The following is an 18271-nucleotide window of genomic DNA, read 5'->3' on the forward strand; positions in this document are numbered from 1 at the left end:
GCCACTCCAACAGTCAAGCAACAACTTCAGTATTGGGGATACACCGTGGGCGTGGTCTGGCGTTTCCGCTGGGCGATGTAGGCGTTCAGTGCCGGGGTGAAGCGTTTAAGCGTCTCGGGCGTCATCCAGCGCTCCAACGGCTCGCGCAGCTCGCGCGCGTCGATATGACGGCTGATGATCTGGTCTATGCGCACCACCGCCTGGCGACCCCAGGCGCTGCGCGGGCAGGCGATGCCGGCCACTATGGGCTCGGTGTTGCCCTCAATGGGTATGCCCTGCAGGCCGGCGAAACTGGCGGGGTCGGTCTTCTGCTGGTAGGCCAGCGTCAGGTCGTGGTCCAACGTGTAATCGGCGCGGCCCAGGGCCACCATTTTCAGGATGCGGGCGCCAAGATCGCTGACGGTGAGCAGCTTGGCGCTGGAGCCGGCCGGTCGTTGGGCAATCAGCGCGTCCAGCTTGGGGCCGTAGCTGCGCTTGTCCACCAACAGGCCAGACACATCCATCTGCGTCAGCAACTCCTTCAGCCGCACCTCGCCATTGGCGTTCAGCGGCAGGCGGCCGGCCACGTCCTTGCGGGCCACCAGCTCCAGCGGCGGTAGCAGGTTGACGTCGGCAAACAACGCCACCTTGTCGCGGTCCGGAGTGTGGATGGCGGTGGGGTAGCAAGCCTCTTGCCCGTTGGCGATCATGGACCAGGCGCGGTTGGCATTGGCGGCAATGAAATGGTGCTCGACCTCGGGCCAGTGCTTGATGACAAACTTGACCACGCCATCGGTGGAACCCTGACCCGGCTTGCCGTCCACCGGCATCGACGCGGGGGGAAAGTCCACCAGGATCCAGTTCATCACCGGCCGCGCTGGCTTCTGCGCCTGCGCCGCTGCCTGCATGGCCAGCGCCAACAGGGTGCTGACGGCCAGGGGCAGCAGCCAGGCGCGCAGCTTCATGAGATTTCCGGCGCGGTGGCGGCATGCGCCGCTTCGCGCACACAGGGTATGCGCACCGTGAAACAGGTGCCTTGCCCAGCCTGGCTGCGCACCGCGATGCTGCCGCCATGGCACTCCACCGCCCGCTTGACGATGGCCAGGCCCAGCCCGGTGCCGGGGATGTTGCCCACGTTGGCGGCGCKGTGGAAGGTGTCAAACAACCGCGGCAGCTCGTCCTCGGGGATGCCAATGCCCTGGTCGGTGACCTCGAACACCAGCCACTCCCCCTCCTCGCGCACCCCCACCCGCACCACACCACCGCCAGGCGAGTACTTGATGGCGTTGGACATCAGATTGCCCAGAATGTGGCGCAACAGTTTTTCGTCAGCCACCACGCGAGCGTCGTCCAACGCCAGCGAGAGTTCCAGCTCCCGTTGCGGCTGGCCACCGGCGGGCATGGTGATGGCGTCGTCGCGCAGCTTGCGGCACAGCGCTGCCAGGTCCAGCGGCCGGGGGCGGAACTCCATCAGGTCGGCGTCGCCGCGGCCTATGGTGAGCACCTTGTCCAGCATCTCGGCCATGCGCCGCACAGCGGCCTCTATGCTGTTGAACAGCTCATCGCGCTCCTCCGCGCCCAGGCGCTCGCCGTAGTGGCGCAGCAACTCTTCGGACGACAGGATGGAGGCCAGCGGCGTGCGGAATTCGTGCGAGGTCATGGCCACGAAGCTGGACTTCAGCACATTGAGCTCGCGCTGCTTGTCCAACGCGGCCTGGATGTCCTGCTGCGCCTTGTAGCGCTCTGAAATGTCCAGCATGGTCCAGATCACGCCTTTTTCGGGCTGGCTGACGTCCAGGCAGGCCGCGGACATCTCCACCCACAGCAGGCTGCCATCCTTGCGCCGCATGCGCCGCTCGGTGCTGTAGGGCTGGCCGGCCAGCAGCAGCGCATAGGCCTGCTGGCCCAGTGACTGCCACTGGTCTTCATCCGGGTAGTGCTGGCGGCTGCTATGGCCTATCAGTTCTTCGGGTGTGAAGCCCAGCATGTCGGCAAAGCGCTGGTTGACCCACAGGTGCTTGCGGTCCACCCCGGTCAGGCTGATGCCCACCAGCGCCGAGTTGAGGATGGCCTCGCGCTCGGCGGTGGTGCGCGACAACGCATCTTCCAGTTCCTTGCGCCGGCTGATGTCCATGGCCACCCACACGGTGCCCTTGGACAGGTCGGCACGGTGCACCGCGCGGCCCGACAGGAAGACCCAGAACAACTCGCCGTCGGCCCGGCGCATCTGCAACTCGGCGGAATAGACCTTGCCGGCCAGCGCCGCGCGCGCCACGGCCGAGCCCACCTGCAGATACTCTTCGCGCGATGGGTAGAAAGGCTCCAGCGAGGCGCCGATCTGTTCCGACAGCGGCTGGCCGAACATGTCGGACATGGCCTGGTTGGCCCAGCTGATGCGGCCGTCCGGGCCGAGGAAGGCGATGCCGACGATGGAGTTCTGCAGGATGGTCTCGCGCTCGCTCAGCGTGTGCTGCAAGTCCTGCTCCAGCCGCTTGCGCGCACTGATGTCGGTGATGAAGGCCAACAGCGCCTGACGCCCCTCCCAGGACAGCGTCACCGCATTCATGCCCAGCCAGACCGCCGTGCCGTCCGGTTTGACAATGCGGAAATCCACCCGCGCGTCCACCGCCAAGCCCAATTGGCGGGCGCTGTGGCGTTGCGTCATCATGGCCAGGTCGTCAGGGTGAACGGCGTCGAGGAACTCGCGCCCGGCCAGCTCATGCGGCTCCAGCCCGCACAGGTGGGCGGCCTGCGGGTTGGCGAAAGCCACACGGCCATCGCGCAGCACCAGGATACCCTCGGTCACGTTCTCGATCACCTGGCGGTATTTCTCCTCGGACTCGCGCAGCGCCGTCAGGTCGGTGGCCTCGACAATCCACTCGGCCCCCGGGGCGATGCGCGCCATCGCCAGCAGCACCGGCGTGGGCCGCTGGCCGCCTGCGTGGTTGAACTCGATTTCCAGGTTGTGCAACGGCGTGCCCTGTGCGAAAGCACTGGCGATGAAGGGTGGCAGCACCTGGTTCACATGGCGCCCGGCCACTTCGCCAGCCTCCTCGCCGATCAGCACGCGGGCCGCATGGTTGGCCGAGACAATGCGGCCATCCGCCCCCACCACCAGCAGCGCATTGGCCAGGCTGGAGAGCACGCGGTCGAACTGGTCGCGCGACACGGTGGTGTCGCGCAGCTTGTCCAGCATGTCGTTGGCGGCCAGTGCAATGCGGCCAATCTCGTCGCGCCGCAGCACTGGGGCACGCTCATCCGTGGCCGCCGGGTCGCTGATGCCAGCCAGGAAGCCGCTCAGCGCCTGCAGCGGCTGCGTCAGGTGGAAGTGCACCAGGAACAGGTAAGAGCCCAAGGCCAGCGCGGCCAGGGCCACCACGGCGAGGCTGATCCAGCGGAAACGCTGCAGGGCGTCCAGCGCGTCCTGCAGCTGCTCGGCATTGCTGCCGCGCACGCCGTTGAGGTAGGCGTCAAAGGCGCTGTTGAGCTGGATGTTGTCCAGCCGCAGCTGGGACAGGTCTTCCGGGTCGGGCGAGATGCCATCGGCCAACTGGGCCAGCACGGCAAAGCTGCGCGGCGTGACCTCGCGGTACAGCGCCTCGGTGCTGTCCAGGAACGCCAGCAACTCCTTTTGCGCCTCGGCACCCTGGCGTATCTCGATGGCGCGCATGGTGTCGAACACCTCGTACAGCCGGGTGGCCTCGCCGGCAGCGTACAGCAGCAGCTTGCGGTCGCGCAGCATGCCGCCCTGGAAGGCATTGCGCTGCATGCCGCTCAGGTGCTCGCGCAAGTCCTGCAGGCGGTTTTGCACCTCGTTTTGCTGGTCGGCCAGCAACTGGATCTCGGAGCGGAAGCGCGACTCCTGCAAGAGCATGAACCCCGCCAGTCCTATCACCATCAGCGCCATCAGCGTAAAGCCCATCAGCATGCGGGCGCGCAGGCTCAAGGACCGCTGCATCACGGCGTGCCTCCCTTGGCTTCACCCCGGGTGGTGGAAACGCCGGCGTCCATCAGCAAGTCCTGCCCTTGCGGTCCGGTCAGGAACTCATGGAACAACCTGGCCGGCGGCGGTTTCAGCGCGCCGTACACCAGCTCCACGGGACGGCTCAGAGGGTAGCTGCCGTCGCGCACACTCTTGGGTGTGGGCGCCACGCCGTCGATGGCAAGGGCCCGCACCTTGCCGCCATCGGCCTGGTTGCGCCACACCGCCACGCTGCTGGCATAGCCAATGGCGTACTGGTCTATGGCCACATAAAGGATGGCTGGGAAATCGCCCGCGCGGGTCTGCCAGGCCGGCAGCTCGCCCGAGGCGGTGCCGCGAGCGCTGTCGTTGCTCAGCAGCACGGTGGGCTGCACATAGCTGTCAAACATCAGACCGGCGGTGTCGAACGCCGTGTGCGGTGCACGCACGACGGCCTGGGCGCGGCCGCCAAACTGCGCCCACGTGGGCTTGGCGTCGGTGAACAAGGCCTTCAGCTGCTGGCGGCTGAGTTCGCGCATCGGGTTGCGGCCATTGACAAAGACACTGAGTGCGGCGTCGCCCAGCCACTGGCGCGTCAGTGCCGGCCCGTCACCGGCGGGTGCGCCGAACACCACCGCCAGCGCCGCTTTGCCGGCGCGCACCTGGTTGACGGCTTGCTCGCTGGGCGCCACCACCACATCCACCGCCACGCCATGCAGGCTGGTGAAGCTACGGGCCACGCGGTTGAGCACCGGCTCGAAGACCGGGTCCGTGGCCACCGTGAGCATGGCCGGGGTGGCTGCCTGGGCCAGCGCGGCGCAGGCACCGGCCAGACCGCACAGCAGCCAGCGCACCCATACCCCAGCCGGCCTCATGCGTGGCGCGGACCGCGACGCCATGGGCGTGCGTGGTCGGGTGGACGGACGGCACAGTGCATGCTTGTTGCTCCGGATTGCGCGGATTGTAAGCGGCGGTGCCGTTTTTCCACCCATCCGTGTGGCGCCTCGGGTACCATGCGCCTACCCGGATCGCCGCCCCTGCCCTTTTTTGCGCACCGCCGTCCTTGCCCATGATGTCCCAACGCCGCCTGTTACTGGCCCTGCTGATCAGTCTGCAGGCCTGGGCCAGCGCCGCCCACGCCGCTGACCTGCGGCTGGCCACCGAAGGCAGCTACCCGCCGTTCAGCGACATGGCGCCGGATGGCGCGCTGCGCGGCTTCGACATCGATCTGGGCAATGCGCTGTGCGCCGAAATGAAGACCCGCTGCACCTGGGTACGCCAGGAATGGGATGGTTTGATCCCGGCGCTGCTGTCGCACAAGTTTGACGCCGTGGTGGCCTCCATGACCATCACCGAGGAACGGCGTGCCAAGGTGGCCTTCACCGACCGTTACTACGCCTCGCCGCTGGCGCTGGTGGGCAAGAGCGGTACCAAGCTGCAGGCCAGTGCCGACGGGCTGAAGAAACTGACCATAGGCGTGCAGCGCGGCACCGTGGCCGACCAGTACGCCACGCGCTTCTGGGCCGGCAAGGGGCCGCAGCAGATCGTGCGCTACGCCAAGCAGGACGAGGCCTTCCTGGACCTGGCAGCCGGCCGGGTGGACACGGTGCTGTCCGACTACTGGGAGGCTGTGGGCGGCTTCCTGTCCAAGCCCGAAGGCAAGGCCTTCGCCGTGGTCGGCGAGCGCCTGTATGGCAAGACGCCAGAGGAAAAAGCCGTCATCGGCGAAGGCATAGGCATCGCCGTGCGCAAGCGCGACGACGACCTGCGCCAGCAGTTGAACCGTGCCTTGGCCACCATCCGCGCCAATGGGGTGTACGACCAGATTCGCAAAAAGTACTTTGCGGTCGACATTTACGGGCAGTAGTTGCCCATAACGTCGATGTGATGGGTTTGTGCGCGGCCGACGCCGCTGGTGCGCGTGGCTACGCGGATGTCCCCCGGGCCTGCGGCCCTCCTCCTTGATTCCGCTCCGCCACACGCCCCAACGACATCGGGCTCATTGGCACGCGCAACACTGAAACGCCGAACGCCAATCATCTGGGCACGCAAGGGCTTCGACAGGCTCAGCCCGAACGGATACCGATACTCAGGCGGAGCGCAAAGCAGCGCGCAACTGCTGCCCCAGCTCCGGCTTGTCGGCGAACGGGTCGGTGGGGTTGCGGGCCTGCATCACGTCTTCCAGGCGCGTCTGCACCGAGGCCAGCGCCTTGGGATGGCTGTAGATGTAGAACTGGTTGGCGGCCACGGCGTCGAACACCTTTTGCGCCACGTCGGCAGCGGTGATCTTGCCGGAACCCACGGCCTTGTCGCTCATGGCCTGGCCTATCAGCTGACTCTTGGTGGGCTTGGCGCCATCCACCATGTCGGTGGGGCGGTTGCGGTGGCTCTGCGAGATGCCGGTGGCGACAAAGTACGGGCACAGCACCGAGGCGCCGACCTGCTGCGTCACCAGGGACAGGTCCTGGTACAGCGTCTCGCTCAAGGACACCACCGCATGCTTGCTGACGTTGTAGATGCCCATGTTGGGCGGGTTCAGCAGGCCAGCCATGCTGGCGGTGTTGACGATGTGGCCCTGGTAGGCCGGGTCCTTGGCGGCGGCAGCCAGCATCATGGGCGTGAACACGCGCACGCCATGGGCCACGCCCATCACGTTGACGCCCAGCACCCACTCCCAGTCCTTCACCGTGTTTTCCCAGATCAGCCCGCCGCAACCCACGCCGGCGTTGTTGAACACCAGGTGCGGCGCGCCAAAGCGCTCCAGCGTGGCACGGCCCATGGCTTCCACCTGGTCGGCGCTGGCCACATCCAGCTTGAAGGGCAGCACAGCCGCCCCGGCTGCCTGCAACTCGGCCACGGCCTTGTCCAACGCGTCCTGCTGCACGTCAGCCAGCACCAGGTTCATGCCCAGCCTGGCGCCTATGCGGGCCATCTCCAGGCCGAAGCCCGAGCCGGCGCCAGTGAGTACGGCAGTCTTGCCTTTGAAGTCAGTGATCATGGGTCAGTGGGGTAAAAAGTTAAAAAGTCATCCAGGCCCGGCCGCTCAGGCCTCAAGCTTCTTAGTTACGACATAACTTGGATACAAATTAGTCTTCACTGAAGCTGCGCTTTCAGCACATAGCCAATGCGCGGGAAATGCACGTGCACGGTGCCGGCCCGTTCATCGGTGCGACGCAGCGTGAAATGCATGCGGGTGGCGGCCACCAGTTCGCCCTCGGTGGGTTCCTGGCCAAAGGTCTCGGCGTTGATCGTCACGCGGCTTCCCAACGGGATGCCGTGGTCGTCCTGGAAGGTGTCGGTGTCTTCCGGTTGCGGCGTACCGGCCCGGGCGATGGCCATGGCGTCGGCGGCGCTCAGCTCGCTGCGCTGGCCGTGGCCCAGCGCGGCCATGCGATCCATCCAGGCCAGCACCACCGGCGTGGCGTCCAGGATAGGCGCCATCACCGGCACACGCACGCGCGAGAACCACAGTGGGTGGTAGGCGGCGAAGTCGGCCACGGTGGGGGCGTCATCCAGCAGAAAGGGGCCACCACTCTCCAGCATGTTGGCCAGGCGGCGCAGGTAGCTCTTGTAGGCGGCAGTGGCGTCAGCGGGCCTGAGGCGCGTCATGCCTGTGCTCATCTTGGCGCGGTCCTCGCCAAAGGCCTTGGCCACCTCCGGCGGGCCGGCGCCAAACATCTGCGCCGCACCCTTCGGACTGAAGTTGTAGGCCATGGAGGCCCAGAACAGCGTGGTGTCGGCCCACTGCGCGGTGATGCGCGCGGCGCCCTTCAAGCCCTCGGGGTACAGCGTGGGCGCAGGCTGCAGGTGCTCCAGCACATCGCAGATCAGCGCGCTGTCGCAATAGATATCAGCACCGATCTGCAGGAACGGTGTCTTGCGGTAGCCACCGGTCAACGCCAGCACGTCGGGCTTGGGCAGGATGGGCGGGATGATGACCGATTTCCAGGCCAGCTTCTTGTAGCCCAGCACCCCGCGTATCTTTTCGGAAAAGGGCGAGGTTTCGTAGTGGTGCAGGATGATGTCGGCCATGGTGTGCTCCTTGCGGCGTGCGAGGTCAGATCAACTTGACGAGTTGCTTGCCGAAGTTCTTGCCCTTCAGCAACCCCAAAAACGCCTCGGGTGCGCTTTCTATGCCCTGCGCGACAGACTCACGCGGGCGCAGCTTGCCGGTGCCCACCAGCGTGCCCAGCTCCTGCAACGCCTGCGGCCACACCTCCATGTGCTCGCTGACGATGAAGCCTTCCAGCTTCAGGCGGCTGACCAGAAACAGCGCGGGATTGGCCAACGGCAGCGGCTTGCCGTCGTAGCCGGCAATCATGCCGCACAGCGCGATGCGGCCGAAGGCGTTCATGCGCGGCAGCACGGCGTCCAGCACCATGCCGCCGACATTTTCGAAATAGCCGTCTATGCCCTTGGGGCAGGCTTCCTTCAATGCTTTGGACAGGGAGATGGCATCCGCATGCACCTTGTAGTCAATGCAGGCGTCAAAGCCCAGCTCGTCCACCACGTACTTGCATTTGTCCGGCCCGCCGGCAATGCCCACCACGCGGCAGCCGCGCGCCTTGGCCAGCGCACCAAAGGCACTGCCCACGGCACCGGCGGCGGCGCTGATGACCATGGTTTCGCCCTCCTTGGGCGCGCAGATCTTCACCAGGCCGTACCAGGCGGTGACACCGGGCATGCCCACGGCACCCAGGTAGTGCGACAGCGGCACATGGGTGGTGTCGACCTTGCGCAGCGCGCCGGGCTGTTCGACATTGACCACACTGAATTCCTGCCAGCCACCCATGCCGACCACCTTGTCGCCGACCTGGTACTTCGGGCTCTTGCTCTCCACCACCTCGCCCACGGTGCCCCCGCCCATGGTCTGGCCCAGCGGCTGCGGCTGGGCGTAGCTCTTGGCGTCGTTCATACGGCCGCGCATGTACGGGTCCAGGCTCAGGTAGTGGTGGCGCACCAGCACCTGGCCGTCTTGCAGCGCCGGCGTGTCGCCGACCACCAGCTTGAAGTTGCTTGCAACGGCTTCGCCCTGCGGACGGTTGTCCAGGTGGATTTGTTTGTTCGTGGGCATGCTTGCCTCCTTGTGTGTTGATTTCAATCTGTGGAAATGCCGCTGCCTTCATCAGGCGGGTTCAGCGGGTTGACGGTCTTGGCGCCGGTCGGCAGGCGCTTCACATACTTGAAGGTGCCGGTGGCGTGGGCGCAGGGCTTGCCCTCTTCGTCAAACAGCGTGGCTTCGGTGAAGGCCATGGTGGCGGTGCGGTGTATCAGGTGGCCTTTGCCGGTCAGCACCTGGCCCTGGCCGGCCTTGGCGGGTTGCATGAAGCTGGTCTTCATCTCGATGGTGACCACGCCCATGTCCTTCTGCACGCTGCGCGCGGCCACGGCCATGGACACGTCCATCAGCGTCATGGCGGCGCCGCCGTGGGTGACACCGAAGGAGTTCAAGTGCTCCGGCTTGGGGGCGTACTTCAGGATGGAGTGGCCGCCCTCGAACAGCACCAGCTCAAACCCGAGATGATGGACGAAGGGAATTTCGACCCCGAATTTCATGGGCTTGAGCTCGTACATGATGACTCCCAAATCCTGATCAGCCGCCAGTGATGATGCTGACGCCGCCGTCCACCGCCATCCACTGGCCGGTGACGTGTTTGCCAGCGTCAGACGCGAACAGCAGGCAGATGCCCTTCAGGTCCTCGTCGTCGCCCAGGCGGCGCAGCGGGGCGTGAGCTTTCAGGTTGTCCTCGCCCCAGGTCTTCAGCGTGGCGGCGGTCATCTTGCTGGGGAAGAAGCCCGGGCAGATGGCGTTGACGTTGATGTTGTACGGTCCCCATTCGGCACCCAGCGCGCGGGTGAAGTTGACCACCGCGCCCTTGGAGGTGTTGTAGGCAATGGTTTTCATCTCGCTGGGGTTGCCGCCCAGGCCGGCAATGGAGGCCACGTTGATGATGCGGCCGCTCTTGCGGGCGATCATGCTCTTCTTGGCGATGTCCTGGCTCAGGATGAAGTAGCCACGGATGTTCAGGTTCATCACCTTGTCCCAGGCTTCGACGGGGTGGTCTTCGGCCGGCGCGCCCCAGGCGGCACCGGCGTTGTTGACCAGGATGTCCACGTCACCCATGCGCTGCAGCGTCTCATCGGCCAGGCGGCGTATGTCTTCCTCCTTGGCACAGTCAGCGGCAATCCAGCGGGCGTCAATGCCGGCGGCCTGCAGCTCGGCGGCGGCCTCTTCCAGGTCTTCGGCCTTGCGCGAACTCAGCATGATGCGCGCGCCGGCCTCGCCCAGCGCATGGGCCAGTTGCAGGCCCAGGCCGCGTGAGCCGCCGGTGACCAGGGCGGTCTTGCCCTTCAAGTCAAACAGTTGTTGGATGGTGCGGGTCATGGTGCGTGTGTCCTCGGATGGAAGAGTGGGAATGGTTGCAAAGTCGGGTTCTATTTGGAAGCCTGGTCAGGCGGCGGCGCTGGCGGTGCCTTCATGCGCGCGCGCACGAAGATCAGCACGATGCCCACCACCACGGCGACCATGCCGACCACGCCGAGCACGCGGGCCATGGTGACATCGGTGCGCGAGACGAAATGCCCCAGGATGAAGGTCAGCAGGCCGCCATAGATCAGCACCCACGCCCACACCTGTATGCGTTTGATGGCGGCGTCGGAGCTCATCAGAAGGCCTCTTCGGGAAAGTCTGCGCACGTCAGGTCGCGGCGTTCCACCACCTGCAGCCAGGCGCCTATCTTGGGCAGCTCGAACTGGAAGAAGTAGCGCGCCGCGCCCAGCCGGCCGACGCTGGCGGCCTGGGCCCGGGCGGCGTCATGCTGCAAGGTGGCGGCGGCCAGGTCCAGCCAGATCCAGGCCAGCACCATGTGGCCAAAGGCCTGCATGTAGGGCACGGCGTTGGCCAGCGCCTCGTGCGGCTGGCCGGTGGACCATGCGGCGCGGGTGGCCGTGGCCACCTGCTGCAGCGCGGCGCCCAGCGCACGCGCGTGCTCGGCCAGCTCGGGGTGCGCCGCCGCCTTGGCCATGGTGGCCTCGATGCGCCCGGCCAACAGCTGCAAGCCCTTGCCCTCCTCCATCAGCACCTTGCGCCCCAGCAGGTCCAGCGCCTGGATGCCATGGGTGCCCTCGTGGATCATGTTCAGCCGGTTGTCGCGCCAGTATTGCTCCACCGGGAAGTCGCGCGTGTAGCCGTAGCCGCCATGGATCTGGATGGCCAGCGAATTGGCCTCCAGGCACCACTCGCTGGGCCAGCTCTTGGCGATGGGCGTCAGCACCTCCAGCAGCAACCTGGCCTCTTCTGCGGCCTGCACGGTGCCAGTGTGCTGCTCGTCCACCAGGCGGGCGCAATACAGCTCCAGCGCCAACGCGCCCTCGCCGTAGGATTTTTGCGCCAGCAACATGCGCTTGATGTCGGTGTGCTCGATGATGCGGATCTGCGGCTTGGCGGCGTCCTTGCCGGCCGGCCCGGTCGGGCGGCCCTGCGGGCGGTTCTTCGCGTAGTCCAGCGACGCGTAATAGCCGGCCAGGCCCAGCATCACCGCCGCTGTGCCCACGCCAATGCGCGCCTCGTTCATCATGTGGAACATGCAGCGCAGGCCTTCGTGCGGCTTGCCCACCAGGTAGCCCACGGCGCCAGCCTGGCCGTCGACAGGGAACTTTCCTTCGCCGAAGTTCAGCAAGGTGTTGGTGGTGCCGCGCCACCCCAGCTTGTGGTTAAGACCGGCCAAAGCGACGTCGTTGCGCTGGCCGGTGAGTTGGCCGTCGGTGCCCACCAGCTTCTTGGGCACGATGAACAGCGAGATGCCCCGCGTGCCGGGGATCAGCTTGCCGTCCGGCCCGGGAATCTTGGCCAACACCAGGTGGATGATGTTTTCGGTCAGCTCATGCTCGCCGGCCGAGATCCACATCTTGTTGCCCTTGAGGCGATAGCGCGCGCCCAGCGGGTCGCCTTCGAAATCCTCCCCATCCGGCACCGCGCGGGTGGTGATGTCGGACAGCGACGAGCCGGCCTGCGGCTCGCTCAGGCACATGGTGCCGGAAAAGCGGCCGGCGAACTCGTTGCGGGCGAATACCGCCTTTTGCATCTCGGTGCCGTGCACCATCAACAGGCCGGCATTGCCCTTGGTCAACAAACTGGAGCCTATGCTGACCGAGGCCAGGCCGAAGAAGCCGTTGGCCGCCGCTTCCAGCGTGTAGGGCAGTTGCATGCCGCCCTCTTCATAGTCCTGCGAGGCGCTGAGCATGCCAGACTCGGCGTAGGCGCGGTTGGCGTCATGGGTGCATTGCGGCAGGATCACCTTCTCGCCGTCAAAACGCGGCTCTTCCACGTCCACGGTGCGGTTGAAGGGTGCGTATTTCTCGCGCGCGATGCGCTCGCAGGTGTCCAGCACGGCATCGAAGGTCTCGCGCGAATGGTCGGCGAAGCGCTCGCGCTGGCTCAAAGCGGGCGTATCCAGCCATTGGTACAGCAGGAAATCAAGGGTGGGACGCAGGCTCATGAAGGAAAGTCCTCGTTACTTTGCGGGACAGACCGGGGCGAAGCGCCGCTCTGTCCTCAACTGATTGTCGGCTGTTCAAAACAAAAGGGCTGAGCCGCAAGGTATCGCGTGCCCAGCCCTGACGCGCGAACGCGAGAAAGGTCAGAGCACCTCAAACACCCCGGCAGCGCCCATGCCACCGCCAATGCACATGGTCACCACCACCTTCTTGGCACCACGGCGCTTGCCTTCGATCAGCGCGTGGCCGGTCAGGCGTTGGCCGCTGACGCCATAGGGGTGGCCCACCGCAATGGCGCCGCCGTTGACGTTCAGGCGGTCAGCCGGGATGCCCAGCTTGTCACGGCAATACAGCACCTGCACCGCAAAGGCTTCGTTCAGCTCCCAGAGGTCGATGTCGCTGACCTTCAGGCCCAGCTTGGCCAGCACCTTGGGGATCGCATAGACCGGGCCAATGCCCATTTCGTCCGGCTCACAGCCGGCCACGGCAAAGCCCAGGAAGCGGCCCAGCGGCTTCAGGCCACGCTTTTCGGCCAGCGACTCGTTCATCACCACGCAGGCGCCGGCGCCGTCGGAGAACTGGCTGGCGTTGCCGGCCGAGATCAGGCCGCCGGGCAGCGCCGGCTTGATGCCGCTGATGCCTTCCTTGGTGGTGCCTTCGCGGATGCCTTCGTCCTGGCTGATGGTGACTTCCTTGGCGCGCAGGCCCATCACCGGGTCGGCCACGCCGGCCTGCACGGTGATGGCGGCGATCTCGGCGTCAAACAGGCCTGCAGCACGGGCCGCAGTGGCCTTTTGCTGGCTGGCGGCGCCGTATTCATCCATGGCGTCGCGGCCAATGTTGTAACGCTTGGCGACCTGCTCGGCGGTCTGCAGCATGCTCCAATAGATTTCTGGCTTGATCTTGTCCAGCGCCGGGTCACGCAGCATGTGGATGTTCATTTCCTGCTGCACGCAGGAGATGCTTTCCACACCGCCGCCGATGAAGATGTCGCCCTCACCGGCGATCACGCGCTGGGCCGCCAGCGCGATGGCCTGCAGGCCGGAGGAGCAGAAGCGGTTCACCGTCATGCCCGAGGTGGTGATGGGGCAACCGGCCATCAGCGCGATCTGGCGCGCGATGTTGGCGCCGGTGGCACCTTCGGGGTTGGCACAACCCATGATGATGTCGTCCACCTCGGCGGCCTCGATGCCGGCGCGCTGGATGGCGTGCTTGACCGCGTGGCCGCCCAGTGTGGCGCCGTGCGTCATGTTGAACGCGCCCTTCCAGCTCTTGGCCAGGGGTGTGCGGGCGGTGGAAACGATAACGGCTTGGGTCATGGTGAAGGCTCCTTGTGCAAATGGGGTTCAGGACGCTTTGGCGCCCTGGGCGATCAGCCGGTGGTAGAAACGGATCAGCTCGGCGAGGTTGTCGGCCGAAATGCGTTCGTTGGTGCCGTGAAAGCGCGGCAGGTCCTCAGCCTTGGCGCGCACCGGCGAGAAGCGGAAGGTGTTGTCGGCAATCTGGCTGTAGTGCACCGAGTCGGTGGCGCCAATCATCAGGCCGGGGGTGACCAGGGTGCCGGGGAAGACCTCGCGCACCGTGCGGTTGATCAGCTGGAACTGCGGATCGGCGGTGACGGACACCTTGGACGCCTCCGAACCCTCGCCCACCGGTGTCAGCTCGAACTTGGCGTCCGCCCCCAGCACCTTTTGCACCTGCTGGCGCAACCGCTCGGTGACGGCGGCACGGGTGTCGCCAGGCAGCAGACGGTAGTTGATGGTGGCTTCGGCCAGGCCGGGCAGCACGTTGTCCTTGTTGCCGGCATTCACCACGGTGAGCGCCGTGGTGGTGCGCAGCATGGCATTGGTGCTGGCGCCACCTTCCAACTGCTTTTGCACAATGGGGCCGAACAGCCACAGGTTGGACAGCGCCACGCGTGAGAAGCCATGCATCTCGGGTGCCATGGTGGCAAACATCTCACCGGCCACGCCGCTGATGGCGGCGGGTAGCTGGTTGTTTTCAACCTGCTGCAGCACCGCGCTCAGTTGCGCGATGGCGCTCTTGCCCTTGGGCGGCGGCATGCTGGAGTGCCCCGGCGTGGCCGGGATGCTCAGGCGCAGCGACAGGTAGCCCTTTTCGGCCACGCCGATCAGCGCCGTGGGCTTGTCCAGCCCGGGCATGATGCCTTCGGTGATCAACAGACCCTCGTCGATGACGAAAGACAGGCGCACGCCGCGCGCTTTCAGCAGCCCGGTGATCGCAGCAGCCCCGCGCAGGCCGCCAATCTCTTCATCAGCACCAAAGGCCAGGTAGACGGTGCGCTGCGGCTGGTAACCGCTGGCCACCAGCATTTCCACCGCCTCCATCTGCGAGATCAGGTTTCCCTTGTCGTCCCAGGCGCCACGGCCCCAGACAAAGCCATCCTTGATGGTGCCGGAGAAGGCGTCCACCGCCCAGTCCTTCTCGGTGCCGGCGGCCACCGGCACCACGTCCTGGTGGGCGGTCAGCAAGATGGGCTGGGCCTTGGGGTCGCTGCCTTGCCAGGTGTAGAGCAGGCTGGTGTCTGCCACCACCTCGCGCTTCAGCGCGGCATGCAGCCTGGGGTAGCGCGCCTGCAGCATGGCATGCAGCTGGGCAAACTGATCGGCGTTGAGCTGCGGCTGGTCGTAGGCCGTCACGGTGCGCGCGCGCACCGCCTCGGCCAGGCGGGCCGCCGCTGCGTCCTTGTCCACCGCCAGGGCGGGGAGCGGCGGCACGTCCAGCTGGCGCGAGCCATTGCGCAGCGTGTTCAGCGCCAGCACCGCCACCAGGGCCAGCAGCAGCGCCAGCAGGCCCCACAGGATTCGCTTCAGCATCGCGCCTTATCCTTCGCTTGCTCTCTGCCTTTTAGTTGAAGCTCTTGCCTTCGGCCGCCAGCCTGGCCAGCAGCGGCGCCGGCTGCCAGAACTTGGCGTCGTCCAGCGGGTTCTGCGCGAAGCGGTGCATGGCGGCGGCGACGTTGAACAGGCCCACCTGGTCGGCGTACAGCATGGGGCCGCCGCGGTGCGCGGGGAAACCATAGCCGTAGAGGTAGACGATGTCGATGTCGCTGGCCTTGTTGGCAATGCCCTCTTCCAGGATGTGCGCGGCTTCGTTGACGAGCGCGAACACCAGGCGCTGCACGATCTCTTCGTCCGAAATCTTGCGCGGCGTGATGCCCAGCGACTTGCGGTGCTCTTCGATCATCTTGACCACGTCCGCGTTGGGGATGGCGTCGCGCTTGCCGGCCACGTAGTCGTACCAGCCACCGCCGGTCTTCTGGCCAAAACGGCCGCGCTCGCACAGCAGGTCTGCCGTCTTGCTGTACTTCATGTCCGGCTTTTCAACCACGCGGCGCTTGCGGATGGCCCAGCCGATGTCGTTGCCGGCCAGGTCGCCCATGCGGAACGGACCCATGGCAAAGCCGAACTTCTCGATCGCCTTGTCCACCTGGGCGGGCGTGCAGCCTTCGTCCAGCAGGAAGCCGCCCTGGCGGCCGTACTGCTCGACCATGCGGTTGCCGATGAAGCCGTCGCACACGCCGGAGACCACCGCCACCTTCTTGATCTTCTTGGACACGGCCATCACCGTGGCCATCACGTCCTTGGCGGTCTTGGCACCGCGCACCACTTCCAGCAGCTTCATCACGTTGGCCGGGCTGAAGAAATGCAGGCCCACCACGTCTTCGGGGCGTTTGGTGAAGTTGGCGATTTTGTTGACGTCCAGCGTCGAGGTGTTGCTGGCCAGGATGGCACCGGGCTTCATCACCCGGTCCAGCTCCTTGAACACGGCTTCCTTGACGCCAATCTCTTCAAACACCGCTTCGATCACGAGGTCGGCATCCTTCAGGTCGTCGTAGCTCAGCGTGGTGCTCAGCAGCGCCATGCGCTGGTCGTACTTGTCCTGCTTGAGCTTGCCCTTCTTCACCTGGGCTTCGTAGTTCTTGCGGATGGTGGCCACGCCCTTGTCCAGCGCCTCCTGCTTCATCTCCAGCATCTTCACCGGGATGCCGGCGTTCAGGAAGTTCATGGAAATGCCGCCGCCCATGGTGCCGGCGCCGATCACGGCCACCGACTTGATGGTGCGCTGCGGCGTGTCGTCTGCCACGTCGGGAATCTTGGAGGCGGCGCGCTCGGCCAGGAAGATATGGCGCAGCGCGCGGCTTTCGGGGGTCCACATCAGGTTGATGAAGATCTCGCGCTCCACCAGCATGCCTTCGTCGAACTTCTTCTTGGTGGCGGCTTCCACCGCCTCCACGCACTTCATGGGCGCCGGGAAGTTCTTGGACATGCCCTTGACCATGTTGCCGGCAAAGCCAAAGTAGGCATCGCCCAGCGGGTGCTTGCACGGCAGGTTGCGCACCAGCGGCAGCGGGCGCGTGTCGGCCACGCTGCGGGCAAAAGCCAGTGTTTCCTCCAGCAGGGACTCGGGGGCCGCAGCCACCTTGTCAAACAGCTTCTGGCCGGGCAGCATGGCCAGCATCTCACTCTTGACCGGCTCGCCGCTGACGATCATGTTCAGCGCGGTTTCCACGCCCAGCACGCGCGGCAGGCGTTGCGTGCCGCCGGCACCGGGCAGCAGGCCCAGCTTCACTTCGGGCAGGGCCACGCTGCAGCCAGGGGCCACCACGCGGTAATGGCAGCCCAGCGCCAACTCCAGCCCGCCGCCCATGCAGACGGTGTGGATGGCAGCCAGCACCGGCTTGGTGGAAGCTTCGAGGGCCGCGATGACGCTCAGCAGGTTGGGCTCCATCATGGCTTTGGGTGTGCCAAACTCTTTGATGTCGGCACCACCAGAGAACGCCTTGCCGGCGCCGGTGATGACGATGGCCTTGATGGCGGCGTCGTCATTGGCCTTGGCCACGCCCTCGGCGATGGCCAGACGGGTGGCATGGCCCAGCCCATTGACGGGGGGGTTGTTCAGGGTGATGAGGGCCACGTCGCCGTGGACTTTGTATTCTGCCGTCATGCTTGTGTTCCCGAGGTAAAAGAGGAAAAGAACGAGCGTTCGTTTTTCATTGTAAGAGCTATTTTTGACGCCCTGATGCGCGACTGTCCCACTTGGGACATGCGCGTGGATGAGCCAGTTTAGTTGCGGATCACCGGCGCTTCAAGGCCGGTGATTTCGGGGCCGGGGGCGTCAGACCTCCAGCCATTCCTTGCGGATGTAGGCGTCCTCGCGCAGCGTGGCCGGCGTGCCCTGGAACACGATGGCGCCGTGGCCCATCACCAGCGCGCGGTCGGAAATGGCCATGGCGATGGTCAGCTTCTGCTCGATCAGCATCACCGAGACGCCGCGCGACTTCAGCGTCTTCAAATACTCGCCCACCAGTTCCACGATCTTGGGCGCCAGGCCTTCAGTGGGCTCGTCGATGATGATCAGGTCGGGGTCGCCCATCAGCGTGCGGCACAGGGTCAGCATCTGCTGCTCGCCGCCGGACATCACGCCGGCCTCGGTGTGCTGGCGCTCCTTCAACCGCGGGAACATGGTGTACATGTCGTCAAAGCTCCAGCGGCTGCCCTTGCCTTTGCCCTTCTGGCCCAGCATCAGGTTCTGGTGCACGGTCAGCGTGGGGAAGATGTCGCGGCTCTCAGGCACATAGCCCAGACCCATGTGGGCGATCTCGTAGGCCTTTTGGCCGCGTATCTCCTTGCCCTTCCAATGGATGCTGCCGGTGGCTTCCACCAGGCCCATCACGGCCTTGGCGGTGGTGGAGCGACCCGAGCCGTTGCGCCCCAGCAGCGCCACGATCTCGCCCGGATTGATCTCGAAATGCACGCCATGCAGCACATGGCTCTTGCCGTAGTAGGCGTGGAGGTCTTGGACTTGCAACAT

15 protein-coding genes are annotated in these 18271 nt (G+C 65.8%); 1 reads left to right on the forward strand and 14 read right to left on the reverse strand.

Annotation, left to right across the window (positions count from 1 at the left end):
* Positions 1–26: 26 nt before the first annotated feature.
* Genes AC1DX2_RS02165 through AC1DX2_RS02175 form a run of 3 tightly spaced genes read right to left on the reverse strand, consistent with a single transcriptional unit; the run spans position 27 to position 4839 of the window.
* Positions 27–944: a TIGR02285 family protein gene (locus AC1DX2_RS02165; RefSeq protein ID WP_477194640.1), complete on the reverse strand. Its 918-nt coding sequence runs from the start codon at positions 942–944 to the stop codon at positions 27–29.
* Positions 941–3937 (reverse strand): PAS domain S-box protein, encoded by a 2997-nt coding sequence (locus AC1DX2_RS02170; protein ID WP_477195744.1) that lies wholly within the window; start codon positions 3935–3937, stop codon positions 941–943. Before AC1DX2_RS02170 ends, AC1DX2_RS02165 begins: the two co-directional genes overlap by 4 nt.
* Positions 3937–4839, reverse strand: coding sequence for a substrate-binding domain-containing protein (locus AC1DX2_RS02175; protein ID WP_477194641.1), 903 nt, complete (start codon positions 4837–4839; stop codon positions 3937–3939). The genes AC1DX2_RS02170 and AC1DX2_RS02175 overlap by 1 nt, the downstream gene beginning before the upstream one ends.
* A gap of 170 nt (positions 4840–5009) precedes the next feature.
* On the opposite strand from AC1DX2_RS02175, the gene AC1DX2_RS02180 reads away from it, so the two are divergent.
* Positions 5010–5807 (forward strand): ABC transporter substrate-binding protein, encoded by a 798-nt coding sequence (locus tag AC1DX2_RS02180; protein WP_477194642.1) that lies wholly within the window; start codon positions 5010–5012, stop codon positions 5805–5807.
* 222 nt (positions 5808–6029) lie between these two features.
* Here AC1DX2_RS02180 and AC1DX2_RS02185 read toward each other — a convergent pair whose 3' ends face one another.
* The 11 genes from AC1DX2_RS02185 to AC1DX2_RS02235 all read right to left on the reverse strand — a co-directional run bounded on the left by AC1DX2_RS02185 (position 6030) and on the right by AC1DX2_RS02235 (position 18271).
* Positions 6030–6938 (reverse strand): SDR family oxidoreductase, encoded by a 909-nt coding sequence (locus tag AC1DX2_RS02185; protein WP_477194643.1) that lies wholly within the window; start codon positions 6936–6938, stop codon positions 6030–6032.
* Positions 6939–7033: 95 nt separating this feature from the next.
* Positions 7034–7972, reverse strand: coding sequence for a glutathione S-transferase family protein (locus AC1DX2_RS02190; RefSeq protein ID WP_477194644.1), 939 nt, complete (start codon positions 7970–7972; stop codon positions 7034–7036).
* 25 nt (positions 7973–7997) lie between these two features.
* Positions 7998–9014 (reverse strand): NADP-dependent oxidoreductase, encoded by a 1017-nt coding sequence (locus AC1DX2_RS02195; RefSeq protein ID WP_477194645.1) that lies wholly within the window; start codon positions 9012–9014, stop codon positions 7998–8000.
* A gap of 23 nt (positions 9015–9037) precedes the next feature.
* Complete coding sequence (locus AC1DX2_RS02200) at positions 9038–9496, reverse strand: PaaI family thioesterase (RefSeq protein ID WP_477195745.1); 459 nt, start codon at positions 9494–9496, stop codon at positions 9038–9040.
* A gap of 37 nt (positions 9497–9533) precedes the next feature.
* On the reverse strand, positions 9534–10325 hold the full coding sequence (locus tag AC1DX2_RS02205) for an SDR family oxidoreductase (RefSeq protein ID WP_477194646.1): 792 nt from the start codon (positions 10323–10325) through the stop codon (positions 9534–9536).
* A 50-nt stretch (positions 10326–10375) separates the two neighbouring features.
* On the reverse strand, positions 10376–10606 hold the full coding sequence (locus AC1DX2_RS02210) for a hypothetical protein (RefSeq protein WP_477194647.1): 231 nt from the start codon (positions 10604–10606) through the stop codon (positions 10376–10378).
* Entirely contained in the window at positions 10606–12438 is a 1833-nt protein-coding gene (locus tag AC1DX2_RS02215; protein ID WP_477194648.1) for an acyl-CoA dehydrogenase, read from the reverse strand. Before AC1DX2_RS02215 ends, AC1DX2_RS02210 begins: the two co-directional genes overlap by 1 nt.
* 141 nt (positions 12439–12579) lie before the next feature.
* The gene (locus tag AC1DX2_RS02220) at positions 12580–13755 is read right to left on the reverse strand and encodes an acetyl-CoA C-acyltransferase (RefSeq protein ID WP_477194649.1); all 1176 of its coding nucleotides are present in this window, start codon (positions 13753–13755) and stop codon (positions 12580–12582) included.
* A gap of 27 nt (positions 13756–13782) precedes the next feature.
* Complete coding sequence (locus AC1DX2_RS02225) at positions 13783–15273, reverse strand: M20 family peptidase (protein WP_477194650.1); 1491 nt, start codon at positions 15271–15273, stop codon at positions 13783–13785.
* Between the two features lie 31 nt (positions 15274–15304).
* Positions 15305–17404, reverse strand: a complete 2100-nt coding sequence (locus tag AC1DX2_RS02230) for a 3-hydroxyacyl-CoA dehydrogenase NAD-binding domain-containing protein (RefSeq protein ID WP_477194651.1) — start codon at positions 17402–17404, stop codon at positions 15305–15307.
* A 171-nt stretch (positions 17405–17575) separates the two neighbouring features.
* The gene (locus tag AC1DX2_RS02235) at positions 17576–18271 is read right to left on the reverse strand and encodes an ABC transporter ATP-binding protein (RefSeq protein ID WP_477194652.1); all 696 of its coding nucleotides are present in this window, start codon (positions 18269–18271) and stop codon (positions 17576–17578) included.

Source organism: Hylemonella sp. P2_B10 (genome assembly GCF_056404875.1).

What these genes read in the sequence shown, in the direction of transcription:
- AC1DX2_RS02165 (WP_477194640.1), bottom strand. Translation starts at nt 944, where the DNA reads ATGAAGCTGCGCGCCTGGCTGCTGCCCCTGGCCGTCAGCACCCTGTTG.
- AC1DX2_RS02175 (WP_477194641.1), bottom strand. Translation starts at nt 4,839, where the DNA reads ATGGCGTCGCGGTCCGCGCCACGCATGAGGCCGGCTGGGGTATGGGTG.
- AC1DX2_RS02180 (WP_477194642.1), top strand. Translation starts at nt 5,010, where the DNA reads ATGATGTCCCAACGCCGCCTGTTACTGGCCCTGCTGATCAGTCTGCAG.
- AC1DX2_RS02185 (WP_477194643.1), bottom strand. Translation starts at nt 6,938, where the DNA reads ATGATCACTGACTTCAAAGGCAAGACTGCCGTACTCACTGGCGCCGGC.
- AC1DX2_RS02190 (WP_477194644.1), bottom strand. Translation starts at nt 7,972, where the DNA reads ATGGCCGACATCATCCTGCACCACTACGAAACCTCGCCCTTTTCCGAA.
- AC1DX2_RS02195 (WP_477194645.1), bottom strand. Translation starts at nt 9,014, where the DNA reads ATGCCCACGAACAAACAAATCCACCTGGACAACCGTCCGCAGGGCGAA.
- AC1DX2_RS02200 (WP_477195745.1), bottom strand. Translation starts at nt 9,496, where the DNA reads ATGAAATTCGGGGTCGAAATTCCCTTCGTCCATCATCTCGGGTTTGAG.
- AC1DX2_RS02205 (WP_477194646.1), bottom strand. Translation starts at nt 10,325, where the DNA reads ATGACCCGCACCATCCAACAACTGTTTGACTTGAAGGGCAAGACCGCC.
- AC1DX2_RS02210 (WP_477194647.1), bottom strand. Translation starts at nt 10,606, where the DNA reads ATGAGCTCCGACGCCGCCATCAAACGCATACAGGTGTGGGCGTGGGTG.
- AC1DX2_RS02215 (WP_477194648.1), bottom strand. Translation starts at nt 12,438, where the DNA reads ATGAGCCTGCGTCCCACCCTTGATTTCCTGCTGTACCAATGGCTGGAT.
- AC1DX2_RS02220 (WP_477194649.1), bottom strand. Translation starts at nt 13,755, where the DNA reads ATGACCCAAGCCGTTATCGTTTCCACCGCCCGCACACCCCTGGCCAAG.
- AC1DX2_RS02225 (WP_477194650.1), bottom strand. Translation starts at nt 15,273, where the DNA reads ATGCTGAAGCGAATCCTGTGGGGCCTGCTGGCGCTGCTGCTGGCCCTG.
- AC1DX2_RS02230 (WP_477194651.1), bottom strand. Translation starts at nt 17,404, where the DNA reads ATGACGGCAGAATACAAAGTCCACGGCGACGTGGCCCTCATCACCCTG.
- AC1DX2_RS02235 (WP_477194652.1), bottom strand. Translation starts at nt 18,271, where the DNA reads ATGTTGCAAGTCCAAGACCTCCACGCCTACTACGGCAAGAGCCATGTG.